General features: G+C 28.5%; 11 protein-coding genes, 2 tRNA genes and 1 rRNA gene. 7 read left to right on the forward strand and 7 right to left on the reverse strand.

All coding sequences use genetic code 11. From position 1 onward, the window contains the following. Positions 1 to 54 precede the first annotated feature (54 nt). The 3 genes from AVBRAN_RS08120 to AVBRAN_RS08130 all read right to left on the reverse strand — a co-directional run bounded on the left by AVBRAN_RS08120 (position 55) and on the right by AVBRAN_RS08130 (position 4,068). Positions 55 to 1,668 (reverse strand): SulP family inorganic anion transporter, encoded by a 1,614-nt coding sequence (locus AVBRAN_RS08120; protein WP_214117407.1) that lies wholly within the window; start codon positions 1,666 to 1,668, stop codon positions 55 to 57. 692 nt (positions 1,669 to 2,360) lie between these two features. Beyond that, positions 2,361 to 2,437, reverse strand: a tRNA-Ile gene (locus tag AVBRAN_RS08125). A gap of 122 nt (positions 2,438 to 2,559) precedes the next feature. Then, positions 2,560 to 4,068, reverse strand: a 16S ribosomal RNA gene (locus AVBRAN_RS08130). 356 nt (positions 4,069 to 4,424) lie between these two features. On the opposite strand from AVBRAN_RS08130, the gene AVBRAN_RS08135 reads away from it, so the two are divergent. The 5 genes from AVBRAN_RS08135 (at position 4,425) to AVBRAN_RS08155 (ending at position 12,695) form a co-directional block, all read left to right on the forward strand. Beyond that, positions 4,425 to 5,099, forward strand: coding sequence for a response regulator transcription factor (locus AVBRAN_RS08135; RefSeq protein WP_214118730.1), 675 nt, complete (start codon positions 4,425 to 4,427; stop codon positions 5,097 to 5,099). Positions 5,100 to 5,139: 40 nt separating this feature from the next. Further along, positions 5,140 to 6,147: a HAMP domain-containing sensor histidine kinase gene (locus AVBRAN_RS08140; protein ID WP_239803009.1), complete on the forward strand. Its 1,008-nt coding sequence runs from the start codon at positions 5,140 to 5,142 to the stop codon at positions 6,145 to 6,147. Positions 6,148 to 6,222: 75 nt separating this feature from the next. Continuing rightward, positions 6,223 to 10,338: a hypothetical protein gene (locus AVBRAN_RS08145; protein ID WP_239803010.1), complete on the forward strand. Its 4,116-nt coding sequence runs from the start codon at positions 6,223 to 6,225 to the stop codon at positions 10,336 to 10,338. Between the two features lie 162 nt (positions 10,339 to 10,500). Continuing rightward, positions 10,501 to 11,772 carry a hemolysin family protein gene (locus tag AVBRAN_RS08150; RefSeq protein WP_214118732.1) on the forward strand — a complete coding sequence of 424 codons (1,272 nt, stop codon included), beginning with the start codon at positions 10,501 to 10,503 and terminating at the stop codon, positions 11,770 to 11,772. Then, positions 11,769 to 12,695, forward strand: coding sequence for an exopolyphosphatase (locus tag AVBRAN_RS08155; RefSeq protein WP_214118727.1), 927 nt, complete (start codon positions 11,769 to 11,771; stop codon positions 12,693 to 12,695). The genes AVBRAN_RS08150 and AVBRAN_RS08155 overlap by 4 nt, the downstream gene beginning before the upstream one ends. A 114-nt stretch (positions 12,696 to 12,809) precedes the next feature. Here AVBRAN_RS08155 and AVBRAN_RS08160 read toward each other — a convergent pair. Next, positions 12,810 to 12,886, reverse strand: a tRNA-Met gene (locus AVBRAN_RS08160). 215 nt (positions 12,887 to 13,101) lie between these two features. Here AVBRAN_RS08160 and AVBRAN_RS08165 point away from each other — a divergent pair. Continuing rightward, positions 13,102 to 13,416: an HU family DNA-binding protein gene (locus tag AVBRAN_RS08165; protein WP_214118724.1), complete on the forward strand. Its 315-nt coding sequence runs from the start codon at positions 13,102 to 13,104 to the stop codon at positions 13,414 to 13,416. A 30-nt stretch (positions 13,417 to 13,446) separates the two neighbouring features. On the opposite strand, the gene AVBRAN_RS08170 is transcribed toward AVBRAN_RS08165, so the two are convergent. From AVBRAN_RS08170 to msrP, 3 genes are read right to left on the reverse strand one after another with little or no spacing between them, the layout of a single operon-like run. Further along, a complete protein-coding gene (locus AVBRAN_RS08170) occupies positions 13,447 to 14,121 on the reverse strand; it encodes an MqnA/MqnD/SBP family protein (RefSeq protein WP_214150241.1) in 675 nt (224 codons plus the stop codon). Further along, on the reverse strand, positions 14,102 to 14,587 hold the full coding sequence (locus tag AVBRAN_RS08175; protein WP_239803011.1) for a hypothetical protein: 486 nt from the start codon (positions 14,585 to 14,587) through the stop codon (positions 14,102 to 14,104). Before AVBRAN_RS08175 ends, AVBRAN_RS08170 begins: the two co-directional genes overlap by 20 nt. After that, positions 14,587 to 15,453 carry a protein-methionine-sulfoxide reductase catalytic subunit MsrP gene (msrP, locus tag AVBRAN_RS08180; protein ID WP_214118719.1) on the reverse strand — a complete coding sequence of 289 codons (867 nt, stop codon included), beginning with the start codon at positions 15,451 to 15,453 and terminating at the stop codon, positions 14,587 to 14,589. Before msrP ends, AVBRAN_RS08175 begins: the two co-directional genes overlap by 1 nt. A 98-nt stretch (positions 15,454 to 15,551) precedes the next feature. Between msrP and AVBRAN_RS08185 the strand changes: the two genes are divergently transcribed. Further along, a complete protein-coding gene (locus AVBRAN_RS08185; protein ID WP_214118718.1) occupies positions 15,552 to 16,469 on the forward strand; it encodes a branched-chain-amino-acid transaminase in 918 nt (305 codons plus the stop codon). Positions 16,470 to 16,478: the final 9 nt, after the last annotated feature.

Here is a 16,478-nt window from a genome sequence, read left to right on the forward strand (position 1 = left end):
AAAACAATATCGCCAAATATAATTTTGAAAAATACTTTTAAATAGTTTTAGTAGCTATTTAATAGTCATTTCAACGCTCCAATAAAAATTATCTACTCCAATAGCTTCAACAATACCACTTCTTTTCATAATTTCTTTAATATCAGGTGAAACTCCTGCAATAAATACGGGAATTTTTCGCTTTTTAATGGCTTCTATTACTTCAAGAAAGGCACTTGCTCCTGAAATATCCATATAAGTTGTCCCTCGCATAGAAAATATAATCGCTGTTTTATAATTTATTCTGCTAGTTAATTCTAAAATTTTATCCGTATTAGAAAATATAATAGCTCCCATTATATAAATTACTTCAGCTTGTTTTATATGTTGTGGTAAAGGAGAATTTAAATCAGTAAATTTCTCACTATCAAAATAATCAAATTTAATTTTTAAGTTTGAAATCTGAACCATTAAAAGCATTAAAGATAAAATCACGCCTATTAAAATTGCAATTGTTAAATCAAAAATAATAGTTGCTAACATAGTTGCAAAAAACTGAACTAAAGCACCTTTAAATCTATTTTTAAAAAAATATTTAATAGTATGCCACTCATTCATTCTAAATGCAGTTACAAATAAAATTCCAGCTAACGCACTAAGTGGAATTAAACTCATAATCGGTGCTAAAACAAGCATAGATACTAATAAAATTATAGAATGAAATATACCAGTAAGCCTAGTAACAGCACCAGACTTAATAGCTACGCTAGTTCTAGCAATAGCAGCAGTCGCAGGAACTCCACCGCAAAAAGGAACTAAAATATTGCCTAAGCCTTGAGCTATTAATTCTCTATCGCATTTAAGTCTAACACCAACCATTCTACCACCACTTGCACCACATAACAAGCTCTCTATCATACCCAATAAAGCAATACTTATTGCAGGAGTTATCAATTCTTTTAAGTGCAAAATATCAAAATCACTAAAAGCAAACCTATCATCTAAGATTATGTTAGTAGGAATTACCCCTATTCTTTGAATATCTAATGAAAAAATTATACTTATTAATGTAGCGACTATCAATGCAATTAATGAAGCAGGAGCGTATTTTTGGTATTTTTTAGGATAAGCCAACATAAAAACTACTACGAAAATACATATAAAAACTGAAATATAATTAATATCTAAATCCATTTTAAAATAGTTTATTGTTTTTTCTAAAGTTGTAATTCCACTAGCTTTAACACCTAATAAATTATCAATTTGACCTAAGGCAATAATAACAGCAATTCCTGAAGTAAAACCTGTAATTACAGGCATAGGAATAAATGCAATCACTCTACCAAAATGAAATAATCCTGCAAAAATTAATAATAATCCAGCCATCAAAGTAGCCACAAAAACACCTGTTAGTCCATATTGAGTAGTTATGGCAATTAAAATAGCAGCCATTGCACCGGTTGGACCTGATATTTGATAATAAGCTCCACCAAATAACGATATTACAAACCCAGCTAAAATAGCAGTAATAAGTCCTGAAGCTGCACTTGCCCCACTACTAACACCAAATGCAAGCGCTAAAGGCAGAGCAACAGCAGCAACCGTAGCACCAGCCATTAAATCTTGTAATAATTTCATCTTGTTATATTCGGTAAATTCCAGTCTTAAATCTTGAAAATAGCTTTTCATCAAAACATTCCTTAGGTATATTTTGTTAATCATATCAATGATTGTTTTAAAACTAGCTTTTAATACTAAATCGTAATTTCTAATTATTCTATTAATACTATGTATAATACTATAACCCCCCCCCAACCACTCTAAACAACATAAACAATACTTTAAATTAAAAACTAAAAAGCAATTAAAATCTCATTCTAAAAACAACCTTCACTAACTACTAAAAACAATTAAAAACACACCATAATAAAACAATCTCAAACATAATCACTAAACATAAAAAGCTATTTTTATTAAAAGAATTTAAAACTTATAAATACTTTATAAAAACATTAATTATATTAACTCTTAAAAATACAACTAATATTTTATTTAATAGTAAAAACATAATTATCACTTATAATTTAAATTACTTATTACTATAAGAGTTATTTTAAAAAGATAATATATATGCTATCAAATATCACACCACTTTAATAAGTATTATAATTTATATAAAAATAGCTTTAAACATAACTACAAGCTAAATAAGTAAAAATAAGTATTTTTAAATAAATTCAAATATCATTAAAAATATAAATATTATTTATAAGTTTTAATCTAAAATAAATACACAAGTAAAACCTAAAATAATACTAAAAACTACATATATTAAAAAGATTTAAAAAAATAATTTAAAAGATAGATAAAAAGAATAAAAATGGTGGGCCTAACAAGACTTGAACTTGTGACCTCACCCTTATCAGGGGTGCACTCTAACCAGCTGAGCTATAGGCCCTTAAGAAGTAGAATTATTGTTATCTTATTTCATTTCAACCTTTGATATCCAAACAAGCTCTCAAGAGCTCTTGAAATATTTATTATTACTCTTTAGTGTGAGTTAAAGAGTATGTACTCTAGAAAGGAGGTGATCCAACCGCAGGTTCTCCTACGGTTACCTTGTTACGACTTCACCCCAGTCGCTGATTTTGCTGTGGGCGGTAACTAGTTTAGTATTCCGACTTAAAGCACAATCAACTCCCATGGTGTGACGGGCGGTGAGTACAAGACCCGGGAACGTATTCACCGTAACATAGCTGATTTACGATTACTAGCGATTCCGGCTTCATGCTCTCGAGTTGCAGAGAACAATCCGAACTAAGACATATTTTATAGATTTGCTCCACCTCGCGGTATTGCTTCTCATTGTATATGCCATTGTAGCACGTGTGTAGCCCTGGGCATAAGGGCCATGATGACTTGACGTCGTCCACACCTTCCTCCTCCTTGCGAAGGCAGTCTATTTAGAGTGCTCAGCCGAACTGTTAGCAACTAAATACGTGGGTTGCGCTCGTTGCGGGACTTAACCCAACATCTCACGACACGAGCTGACGACAGCCGTGCAGCACCTGTCTCTAAGTTCTAGCAAGCTAGCACCCTCGTATCTCTACAAGGTTCTTAGGATATCAAGCCCAGGTAAGGTTCTTCGCGTATCTTCGAATTAAACCACATGCTCCACCGCTTGTGCGGGTCCCCGTCTATTCCTTTGAGTTTTAATCTTGCGACCGTACTCCCCAGGCGGTATGCTTAATCCGTTAGGTGCATTACTGAAATGACTAGCATTCCAACAACTAGCATACATCGTTTAGGGCGTGGACTACCAGGGTATCTAATCCTGTTTGCTCCCCACGCTTTCGCGCCTTAGCGTCAGTTAAGTTCTAGCAGATCGCTTTCGCAATTGGCATTCTTAGTAATATCTACGGATTTTACCCCTACACTACTAATTCCATCTGCCTCTCCCTTACTCTAGAATAGCAGTTTTGAATGCAGTTTAATGGTTAAGCCATTAGATTTCACATCCAACTTACTACTCCGCCTACGCGCCCTTTACGCCCAGTGATTCCGAGTAACGCTTGCACCCTCCGTATTACCGCGGCTGCTGGCACGGAGTTAGCCGGTGCTTATTCTTACAATACAGTCAGTATTCTTCTTGTAAAAAAGGAGTTTACGCTCCGAAAAGTGTCATCCTCCACGCGGCGTTGCTGCTTCAGGGTTTCCCCCATTGAGCAATATTCCCCACTGCTGCCTCCCGTAGGAGTCTGGACCGTGTCTCAGTTCCAGTGTGTCTGATCATCCTCTAAGACCAGATATGCGTCATAGCCTTGGTAAGCCATTACCTTACCAACTAGCTGATACAATATAGCCCTATCCCTTACCGAAAAACTTTCCCACCCTAACTTATGTTAGAGCGGAGTATAGAGTATTAGCACTCATTTCTAAGTGTTGTCCTCTTGTAAGGGGCAAGTTAGCTATACATTACTCACCCGTGCGCCACTAATCCGTCTAGCAAGCTAGACTTCATCGTTCGACTTGCATGTGTTAGGCACGCCGCCAGCGTTCACTCTGAGCCAGGATCAAACTCTCCATAATTTAAATGATTATTTTTTAATCTATGAAAAATTAAAAAATAAATAAAATAATGAAGTGAATGATTTAAAACTTATATATAAGAAAGTTTTAAATGGCTCTTGATCACTTGTTTAGATATCAAAGATTGACGTTGAAATAATTGATATATTTAAAATTAACAATAAAACTATTTAAAATAACGATTTGCTAGAAGCAAATAAAAAGCTTGAATTATATGTTATTAAACTTAAAAAACACTTAAACATAAAAATATTTTTGGAATTTAGGGATTAATGATTGAAATATCCTAATTTAGACACTTTTTAGCTAAAAATAATATTAAAAAACTAAAATAAACATTTTTTAAGGAAGTAATTATGAATATTTTATTGCTTGAAGATGATTATTTATATGCTACTAGTATTTGTGAATATTTGCAAGATTTAGGATTTAGTGTTGATGTTTTTAGTGATGGCGACTTAGCCTGTAAAACTATCGCAAATAAATTTTATCATCTTTATATACTTGATATAAAAGTAATAAATACTAATGGCTTTGATGTATTAAGTTATATAAAAAGCTTAAATATTACTAACCCTATTATGATGATGACTTCAAGAACTGATATAGCAAGTATTAAAAAAGGATATGAGCTAGGCTGCAATGAATACCTTAAAAAACCTTTTGAACTAGATGAATTAAAATATAGAATTAAAGAATTATTAAAACAATTTTTTAACACTCAAAGTAATGATACAATCACAATTTCAGGCGAGTTTGTATATGATTATATTTCTAAAAGTCTTAGCAAAAATAAAACTCTAATAGAGCTTACTAGTAAAGAAATCACATTGATTGAATATTTGTTAAGCAATAAATCAAGTTATGTAAATGTAAGCAGTATTTATGAATATGTATGGGGGGGGGCAAATGAAGAATTTGAAACCAATGGCTCAAGCGATGTAAGAGTATATGTAAAAAGAATTAGAGCAAAAACTTGCGATGATTTTATAATATCATCTAGAGGACTTGGCTATAAAATCAATGTCTAAGCAAACAATACTATTAACCCTTATAGCTTTAGTCATATCAATGTTAGCTATAAATATATTGAAATTAAGTGTAGCTAATGATAAAAACTCTACGCTATTAGAACTAGCAAGTTATATAAATAAGGATTTAAATAACTTAAAAGATATAAAAATATGTATTTTCAATAATGAAGAAATTTTAAAATGCGAACTTGATATAAACTATATAAAAGATGATTTTATATATAAAACTCATAATTCTTTGCTTTATTACAAATTCCAAAAACAAATAAACAATACAACATACAATGTGGTGCTATCAAAACCTTGCGTTTATAACAAAAGCATAATCAATGCTGCTATAGTGTTTGGTGGGGGAACTTTTATATTATTTGTTTTAATTTACTTAGTTTATAAAAACAATATCAAAAGTTTAATTTGGTATAAAAACACTATGAATACATTTTTTTATGATGCAATGCACGAGTTAAAAACGCCATTGGGTATAGCCTTATTAAATGCTGATATGTTAGAAAGTAATAAATATCAAAAAAGAATTAAAGCAGCACTAAATCAGATGAAAACAACATATGATGATGTAGGATTTTATATAGAAAATCCAAATGCTAAATACCCACTAAAAAATATTAATTTTTCTAATTTTTTAAAAACAAGAATTGATTTTTTTAATAGTATTGCTAGTATGAAAAGTGTGGAATTTCATTTAGAAATCACTAATGATTTATATGTATTAATCAGCGAAGTAGAGTTACTAAGAATTGTAGATAATAATATTTCAAATGCAATTAAATATACAAAAGTTAATTCTAAAATTACAATATCTTTAAACCAATCAAATGAAAAAATAATTTTTATAATACAAGATGAAGGAATTGGCATAAAAGATACAAAAAGAATTTGGCATAGATATGCTAGAGAAGATTTAGCTAAAGGTGGATTTGGCTTAGGTCTTAATATAGTAAGAAATATTTGCAAAAAATACGATATTGTATATGAAGCATTTAATTATGAAAAAGGAGCAATTTTTAAATACTCTTTTAAATCATAATTTTTTAATTTAATCTTAATTTAAAAACTAAAAAATATAATTAATTAACTTAAAATCTTAACTAAAAGGTATATAATGAAAAAAGTTATTATATCACTACTTGTAATATCTAATCTTTATTCTTATGAATATACAAATAAAGTTCATCCTTTCGGAATGTATTTTGGAACTCAAAACCATAAACAACATACAGATATAGATTTAGCTGATTGCGTTATAAATAATACAAGAAATAATGATAAAGGCAGAAGCGCTTGTTTTCAACTTTATCAAATCTTTAACATAGATGATCATTTTAATAGAACTGATGCTGAAGACGAGCAAAGAATTATTGTAAATTGGGGATTTAATTGGGATTATGCTTGGGCTAAACTAGATTATCAAAATAGCATTGTAAAAAAATTTGGCTCTTTTAAAGGCAATCAATCATCTCATCATACCGATTCAAGAAGATTTAGAGAAAATGTATTTTGCGTAAATTACGAAGATAATGCAGCGGGAACTAATTATAATCCTAATAATTACGATGATTTTATTTCTCATCAAAACTCAAAACCTAAAAAGCTAGATAGTGTAAAAAATACTGAAATTACTTTTCCAATGAAATCTTATTTTTATGATGAATCGTATATTCAAGATGTATTTAAAGAATTTGAAGTTAATACAACAGGCAAAATCATACTTTTAGCAAGTAGCAATAATGATTCAATTTTTAGCTATTTTTTAAGCGAACAATTACTAAATAATGAAAAAAACTCAAATGCTTATAGATTTGCAAATACCTATCTAGGCTATCAGCACGGCTCAAGCACAACTTCTGATAGCGAAAACGCATACAATGATTTTGTAAGATTTATGAAAAGCAAAGGTTGTAGATTAAATCCTGACCAAGGATTTGCTAGCGGAATACCTTTAACGCTAGATGAGAACGAAGTAGGTGCGACCTTAACTGATAATGCTTATTATACAAATGATGAATGCGCTAAATATTCAGAACAATTTTTCTTAAAAAATAATGCCTTGTATTCTCCTAAAGAATTTTTAAAAGGTAATGCTAAATGGGGATTTTTAAATAATCAATATTTCGCACAAAATAAATCAGGACTAAGCAAATGCTACACATTTAATATGGAATATTACGATGGATATTACTTTTCTAGCAATGGATATTACAATGAAAAAAGTCAGTGGAAATCAAACGAATATAAAACCTATGATATAAAAGCTTTAAGGCTTAGGAATTTCGTTTATAACAACAATCAAGCACTTGCAAATGCTAAATATATTCAAAGATTTTCTCCTTACATAGATACAACACAAGAAAGAAGTATTTATAGTATTCATAAAACTAGAGATGGAGCAATAGGCGAAAAAGCAATATATAAAGAAATCAAAAATTCAAAAGATTGTATAATCAAAGTTGCACCTGGATTATTTGATATACGAAAAGAATGTAAGAATTCAAAATACAAACAAAACGGCATAAGAGAAAGAGCTGGAATTATGCCTAAAGATATAGGTAATCAAGAAAATATAAGCACAAAAATCTTTAGCCTACATTTAAGACCAACTTCATTAAAAGAAGAATATAAATACTATAAAGATAATATGAAAAAATACACAGCAAGTCCAGGGGATTTATACGCTCATTTAAAAAATCCAAAATATTTTACATCTACAGATATTGTAAATTGGGGTAAAAATTATGGAGATGGGAAATTCCCTGCTGATACAATTGTAGGAATTTATAAAAATAAGCCTGAAATTAATGCTAATTTTAAATTCTTATTCTATCCTGACGCAAATAGCACTAAATTTAGTTTAATTTCAAAAGATTTAAATCCAGCAGGCAGTGCAAAGGTAGGAGATAAAACATATCCTATATTTAATAAAATTCCTGAAGTTCATATAACCCCATTTTATAATGGTCAAAACTTAGAAAAAAGATATGATTATACAAAGACTAAAGATGGAAATTATATAAAATGTTGTGATAAAGATTTAAGCAAATATTATGTAGATTTAAGAGTTCAAATTAGCACTTTAGCAAAAAATGGAAATGATTACACTATAAAATCAAAGCAGCCAAGTGTGATTTATTATGAATTAGATTTAGATTACGCTAATTCAGAAAACTTAGAATACTTCATAAGAGAACTTAGCTTTAAATTAAAAGAACCATCGTTAATAGAAATTACAACAGAAAGAATTTACGATAACGATAAAAGACCTATGTTTGAAGTAGATAGTAAAAATATCATAAAAGGTGTTAGTGAGACTGCAGCATTTATTTTAACAGATGAAGAAATAGTGCAAAAACAACACTATTTTGGAAGTATTTGGAAGATATTAAATAGAAAACCTAGTCTAGGAGAAGATTTAAGACCTAGTATTAAAGATTTAAATGATAAAAAAGCAAAAATAGCTAATGATACATATACAAGAATGGTTGGAGATAATGTATATATAGGTTTTGTTCATGCAGCTGATAAAACTAGAATTAGTTTCTTTTCTAATACTGCAAGTGTAAATCACGATGATGGAAGAGCTACTAAGGTTTTAATATACGATAAAGATGATTTTAGAGTAAATCCTGATAATCAAATGATGGGAGATTTTATAATTGAATTTATCAATATAACTCCAGGTCGCCACGATATTTGCTATACTCAAAAAGATATGCAAGGTAAATTATTAACCCCTACTCCAATATGCAAAAACTTTATGGTAAGACCAGCTGAAATAAAAATAAATGATTTTGTTACTAAAGCAGGAGAAGGATTAAAAAAACCTTTACCAACTACTCTTAAAGCAAGTGTATTAGATACTCAAGATAGAAAATTAAGTCTTAACTCAAATATAGGAATCAAAGAAGCTAAATTAAAAGTTACAAATAGCAAAGGTAGTTTTTATACATTTGATTTAGAAACAAGTGCTTATAACAAAATTAGCCAACTAAATCCTATTAATTTTAAACGCAATAATAAAGATTATAGTTTTGATATGGTAATTGCTTATCCTTTTGCTGGAAGTGGAATTATTGAGTTTAAAGACAATGATTTTGTAGGAAGTGATATTACTAATAAAAAATGTGAAAATACTGGATTTTCAAATACAATCAACGCTAATGGAAAAATATCTTGCCATATATTAATTAAGCCTATTAATGCTGATTTTACTAGCTCATCTACTACGAATTTAAATAATATAAAAACATCTGGTGGTTTATCTGATGCTGTTTTATTTTCTGATGAAGTTATAGGACAAAGCGAAGCTGATTTGGGTAAATGTTCTGGTATAAATTGTGATTTTACACATTCACTAAATATACCTGTAAATATAGAAAATAAAGGCTCAAGTTCTGCTAATAGTTTAGAATATGTATATAAGTATTTTCCTAGCGATATTGATATAGATTTTGATTTAAATTTCTTAGATAATAACGATACTCAAGCTAGTAGTAGATATAGAATTTATACAAATAAATTAAGTATTAAAAATATGAATATCACAAATCAAAAAATCAAAATGACTTTAAGTGCTAGCAATACTACACTAAATGCAATTTTTGATTCAAAAATGCAAAATTTAGATAACGAAGTCAATAAAAATTTAAATACTCTAAGTAGCGTTGCTAAAAAATACGAAGCAAGTCCTGATGATTTAGAATTTATTACAAAAATAGGCTATACAAAATTCCAAAAAACAAATGACTTAGCACCTAGTAAAGACATTTTAAATAAGCCTGATGTAAATGAATTTAATCTTGATACTACAAGTAGCATAACAATAGATAAAGGAACTCCTGTTAATTTTACAAAAAATTATCCATTTATTTTTGCTTATGCAATGTATAAAGATACTAAAGCAGATGCGGGTAAAAAATATAAAAAATTATTACCGAGTGATTTAAAATTAAAATATATAAATACAACTGGTAAAATTAGCGAATTATACACAAGCGCAACTACTAGCGGGCATTATTATCTAAAACCAATTGCTGATATTATTAATAATATTTCTTTTACAAGTGATTACAATTCTAATATCAAAAAACTTACCGATGGAAGTATTGAACTTGAATTATCAAGTGATAAAAAAACTAATGAATATATAAAAGATTTAATTAGAATGCACTCAAATAGCGAAATTAGTGCAAAAGAAAGCTTTAGCGTAGAATACACTAAATAATTTTTTAGGAATTTAAAATAAATCAAATTATTTTAAATTCCTTTTAATTTTTAATATAAAAATGCCTTTTTATAATTCTTACTATTTTTTAAGTTTGTATGTTTATAATTTTAGCTTTATTTTTTACAAGGAGATTTTTTGGACCCCAGTTATACGGCATTAATGCTGTTTTTAGCATTGTTTTGTGTTTTTTTAAATGGATTTTTTGTATTATCTGAGTTTAGTATTGTCAAGATTAGAAAAAGTAAGTTAGAAGAATTTGTAAATCAAAAAAGAGCTAATTCAAAACTAGCTTTAGAAATGTATAAAAATTTAGATACTTATTTATCAGCTACTCAATTAGGTATTACTTTAAGTTCTTTGGCTCTTGGTTGGTTAGGAGAAAGTTCTGTCGCTGTTTTATTAAATAAAATTCTATCAAGCTTTGATGTAAATCCTATAGCAATACATAGTATTTCTGTTGCTATTTCTTTTATATTAATTACACTACTTCATGTAGTTTTAGGAGAAATTGTTCCAAAAAGTATAGCAATTGCAAAAACTGAAAGCATAGTTTTATGGATAGCAAGACCACTTTATTTATTTAGAATAATTTTTGCACCTTTCATAGTTACATTTGATTTCTTATCTTTATCTATATTGAAAATATTAAGAATAAAAACAAACGAGCACGCAGCTCACTCTGAAGAAGAAATTAAATTCATAGCAAGCGAAAGTCAAAAAAGTGGCGTTTTAGATGAATTTGAAACCGAACTTATACAAAATGCTGTTGATTTTAGTGATATTGTAGCAAAAGAAATAATGACTCCTAGAAGAGATATGATTTGCTTAAATAAAGTTAATTCATACGAAGAAAATATAAAAATAGTTCATGATTATAAACACACTAGATTTCCTTTTATAGATGCTAGTAAAGACAATGTTTTAGGTATGATTCATATTAGAGATTTATTAGATAATCAAAATAAAGATTTAAATGAATGTGTAAGAAAAGTTCTATTTGTCCCAGAAAATATTAGTATTTCAAAGGTTCTTGTTCAAATGAATAAAGAGCAAATTCATACAGCCATAGTAATTGATGAATATGGTGGAACAGCTGGGCTTTTAACTATGGAAGACATTATTGAAGAACTTGTTGGAGATATAAACGATGAGCATGATAAAAAAGAACAAGATTTCAGAAAAATTAACGATAATGTTTATATAGTAAATGGAAGACTAGATATTGAAAGTGTTGAAGAAATTCTAGATATTAAATATGATGATGAATTAGAAGAACTTACAATTGGTGGTTATGTCTTTAATCGTTTAGGACATGTTCCAAGTGAAAAAGAAAGATGTGAAGATGAGCATTGTTATTATGAAATAAAACAAATGCAATCAAATAGTATAAAATACTTAAAAATAATCAAAAAAACAAAGGAAAAACTATGAATAAATATAGATTAATTACTAGAAGTGATATGGATGGACTTGTATGTGCTGTTTTGCTTAAACATATGGATTTAATAAGTGATATTAAATTCGTTCATCCAAAAGATATGCAAGATGGAACAATAGAAATTACAAATAATGATATTGTTACAAACTTACCATATTGTCCTAATGCTTATTTAGTGTTTGACCATCACGAAAGCGAAAGTATTAGAAACGGAAAAGCAGATAATCATATAATTATTCCAGATGCACCAAGTGCTGCTAGAGTTGTTTATGATTATTATGAAAAACAAGGCGTAAAATTTCCTGAAGAATGGCACGATATGATGGTAGCTGTTGATAAAGCAGATAGCGCTCAATTTTTAATGGAAGATGTACTTGAGCCTAAAGGTTGGGAATTCTTAAGCTTTTTAATGGATAGTAGAACTGGACTTGGTAGATTTCACGATTTCAGAATAAGCAATTATAACCTTATGATGGATTTAATTGATTATTGTAAAAATCATAAAATTGATGATATTATGAAATTACCTGATGTAGTAGAAAGAAGCGATTTATACATTAAATACGAAAAAGAATTTAAAGAACAACTAAAAAGATGCTCTAAAGTTTATAAAAACCTTGTTGTTTTAGATTTAAGCAAAGAAGAAATCATTTATCCAGGTAATCGCTTTATGATTTATGCACTTTATCCTGAATGCAATATATCAATTCATAAAATCTTAGGATTTAGAGGTCAAAATATGGTTTATGCGACAGGTAAAAGTATATTTAATAGAACTAGCAAAACAAACATAGGTGAGTTAATGTTAAAATACGGCGGTGGCGGACACGAAGCTGCTGGGACTTGTCAAGTTGCTCACGAAAATGCAGATATTGTATTAAATGAATTAATTGCCAAAATTAACGCTGATGGTTAATCTTTCTTGCTCGTTTTAAATTCTTATATATTTAAAACGAGTTTTCTAATAAAAATCAAAAAAATATAAAAACTATAAAAAACAAAATTGGAAAAATTATTTGAAGTTATGAAATGGTGCTTAGGGGGAGACTCGAACTCCCGACCTCCGGCTTATGAGACCAGCGCTCTAGCCAGCTGAGCTACCTAAGCGTGAATAAAAAAAGCAAATTATATATATTTTTGCTTAAAATTTTATAAAATTAAAAATATTTCTAATAAATTGCGTATTAAACTTGCCAACTATGCTATTTAAAAACTAATTTTGCTATATTTTTACACAAATACTAATATTTTTTTTGTTTTTTAGCTAAATATTGTTTTTTTATTGTAAAATAGGGCTTTTAATCAATATTAAGGAGTTTTAGATGACTAAAGCAGATTTTATTTCATTAGTTGCTGAAAAAGCAGAAATTACTAAAAAAGATGCTACAACTGCAGTAAATGCTGTATTTGAAGCACTAGCTGAGTCTTTAGAAAAAGGTGAATCAATTCCATTTAATGGTTTTGGAACTTTCTCAACAACTGATAGAGCAGAAAGAACTGCAAGAGTTCCAAGCACAGGTAAAGAAATTAAAGTTCCAGCAACTAAAGTTGTTAAATTCAAGGTTAGCAGCGTGTTAAAAGAAAAAGTTGCTGCAACAGCTTGCAAAACTGGTAAATGTGGTAAGAAAAAGAAATAATTACCCAATTTAGTGGCGTTTTTAATGCCACTAAATATATATTTTTTTAGTATAAATACTCAACGCTTTTAATTCTTTTTTCCCAATTTTATAATAAATATATTTTAAGTAGTTTTTAATATCATCATTACTAATTTTTCTTGTATTTGAATAATAATCTAAAATATAATTAGGTATTTTTATTCTTTGATTTGCAGTTAGATTTTTTCTTATAAAAGGTTTTAAAATTCTTTTTGCACTATTATGATTTTTAATACTTGAAAACCTTGCAAACATAAAAGGCAATTTAGTTAATTCATACCATTTTTCACACATATCAATGTATTTTTCTTTATTATTTACATATTCTTTTAGTGCCTTATCTCCAATAATTACTTTACCATTTAATTTTAAAACCTTAGCTAAAGCATTTGAAGTGGCTGATTCTTTATCATTTTGTGCATTTGAGTTCTTTTCAACTAATACACTTAATACCTTTTTGTTAGCGCAAATTCCTATATTTAAATTCTTATATTTTGACCTTTTACTTTCAATACTAGAAATAATTGCGCAATCTAATCTTTTTTCTTTCAATGCTTTATTTAATTTTGCAGGAACATCTTTTTTATACTCTATGCTTTTTTTTACATAGCTTGGTAATTTTGAGCTTTTTAAATAAAAATGCAGTGGTAATAAATTAATATAATCAATCTTTCCGAATATCATTTTTACTCCTAAATAAAAATAAAAATGCCACTAATATAACTAAATAATGCAATGTTTCAGGAATTTTCACACTTAAAGAATAATGAAATGCCGCTAGTAAAAACACAAAATTAGAATAATTTAAATACTTTTTATAAAACATTAAAATCATAAAAATAAATGCAATTAATCCTAAAAGATTTCTTATTGCAATAGTATTTGTAAATAATATTTTTATATTAAATTGATTATCTACTATAACAAAATTTAAAAAATGCAATATTGCAAAAAATCCAGCTAATTTACCAAAAAACTTTATAAAAACTAAGAATTTATTATGTAAAGCAATACTTAAAAATAAAGATATTAAAGCAAGTTGCCCACTTGCTTTATAAATATCTTTTACATAATCATATCCTAATAAAACAGATGATATAAAATACCCAAAAGACACTAAAACTAAAAGAATTTTAATTACAATAATCATTAAAAATTCTTTCTTAAATCTAAATCTTTATATAAATACCCAACTTCTTCTTCATAACCATTAAATAATTGAGTATCTTCTTTAAAAAAGCTACCTAAAACCCTATGAGATGCTTGAGACCATCTAGGATGTGGGACATTTGGATTAACATTTGCATAAAAGCCGTATTCATTCGGATTGTATTTTTCCCAAGAGCTAACAGGTTGCTCTTTAGTAAATTCAATTTTAGCAATTGATTTAATATATTTAAAACCATATTTCCAAGGAACAACTAAGCGAATTGGAGCTCCATTTTGAGCTTTTAATTTTTCTTTATAAAGTCCTGTTGCAAGTAATGTTAGCGGGTGCATTGCTTCATCTAATCTCAATCCTTCTACATAAGGATAATCCAATACTCCATTAAATCTTTGATCAGGAAAAATATCAGGGTCATATAAACTTGTAAATTTAACAAATTTTGCTTCACTTGTTGGCTTTGCAAGATTAATCAATTCTCTTAATTCAAATCCTTGCCAAGGTAAATTCATACTCCAAGCTTCTACGCAGCGTAGTTTATAAACCCTTTCAACAATTTTAAAAGCTGATAAATCAGTTAAGGTCATTGGGTTTTCACACAAACCACCTATCTCAATTGAAATAGCTTTATCATTTAAGCTTGATTTGCTAGCTAATCTTACGCATTCGCTTTTGTTTGTGCTAAACTCATAAAAATTAACATAATTATAAGCATATTCACTATCACTTGGAACTAAATCAAGATTAGTTTTTGCTAATTCTTCAGCTATTGCTTGGCTTGAAACTATAGTTCCTGCACCTAATTTTAAAAAATTTCTTCTATTTAAATAATAATTTTTATCTGTTACCATTTTTTCTCCTTATTAATTTTTAATTCTAGGTAAAAAAAATAAATACTTATTATGAAAAATCTGTTAAACTTCGCAAAATTTAATTTAAAGGAAAAAGTATGGCAATTAAAGCTGATTACATCTGGATGGATGGACAAATTATTAACTTTGCTGATGCAAAAGTTCATTTTTTAACTCACTCATTACATTATGCTAACGCAGTATTTGAAGGAACAAGAGCGTATAAAACAGAAAATGGTATGGCTATTTTTAGATTGCAAGATCACACTAAAAGATTATTAGAAAGTGCAAAAATCACTGCAATTACTCCACCATTTTCACAAAAAGAATTAGAAGATGCTCAAATTGAATTATTAAGACGCAATAATTTTAATTCAAATACATATATTCGCCCTTTAATTTTCTTAGGCGATGGTATTATGGGAATTTATCATGCAAAAGCTCCTGTTAGAGTAGGTATTGCAGCTTGGGAATGGGGTGCTTATTTAGGAGAAGATGGACTTAATAAAGGTATTAAAGTATGTTGTTCATCATTAATGAGAAATAGCACAAAAGCAAATTTCAATAAAGCAAAAGCAAGTGCAAACTATCTAAACTCAATGATGGCTAAATATGAAGCTATTAATTCAGGTTTTGAAGAAGCTTTAATGTGTGATGAAGAAGGATTTATAGCAGAAGGCACAGGCGAGTGCTTTTTCATGGTTAAAAATGGCGTATTAATCACTCCACCAAATGATTATGCTCTAAAATCAATCACTCAAGATTCTGTTTTAAAAATTGCAAAAGATTTAGGTATTAGTGTAGAAAGAAGAAGAATTAGTAGAGATGAAGTTTATGTTTGTGATGAAGCATTCTTTACAGGAACAGCAGCTGAAATTACTCCTATTAATTCACTAGATCATAGAGTAATAGGAAATGGGGCTCGTGGAGAAATTACTAAAAAAATCCAAGATGCTTTCTTTGATATAGTATATGGAAGAAATGAAAAATACGCTTCTTGGCTAACTTATATTTAATTTTTTAGA

Source organism: Campylobacter sp. RM12651 (assembly GCF_022369475.1).
GTDB lineage: Bacteria > Campylobacterota > Campylobacteria > Campylobacterales > Campylobacteraceae > Campylobacter_E.